This is a genomic window from Flavobacterium sp. FlaQc-48 (assembly GCF_044007335.1).
Lineage (GTDB): Bacteria > Bacteroidota > Bacteroidia > Flavobacteriales > Flavobacteriaceae > Flavobacterium.
Genome location: NZ_JBIPCR010000091.1, coordinates 1 through 255, shown reverse-complemented (window position 1 = coordinate 255; position 255 = coordinate 1). Strand labels below are relative to the sequence as shown.

The window sequence follows — 255 nt, the reverse complement described above, 5'->3', positions numbered from 1 at the left end:
ATATTTTAAGGATAATTTGAGTACTTTTTGGTAATTCACTTCCAAATTGTTTAAAGACAGAACTAAACATTGGTACTACTTTATTCAGCATAAAATATAAAACTAAAACTGTCACTAACATCACGATAGTTGGATAGGTCATGACTGATATAATTTGTCTTTTCATCTGAATTTTTCGGTTGAAATACTTTTGCAATTCACCTAAAACTTCTTCTAATTTTCTTGTTTCTTCACCAATCTGAATACTATAATATT

1 protein-coding gene is annotated in these 255 nt (G+C 27.1%); it reads right to left on the bottom strand.

The window, feature by feature from the left end; all coding sequences use genetic code 11:
* The coding region (locus tag ACHRWY_RS27700) for a type II secretion system F family protein (RefSeq protein WP_395359258.1) at positions 1 to 255 on the bottom strand (255 nt) is incomplete at both ends.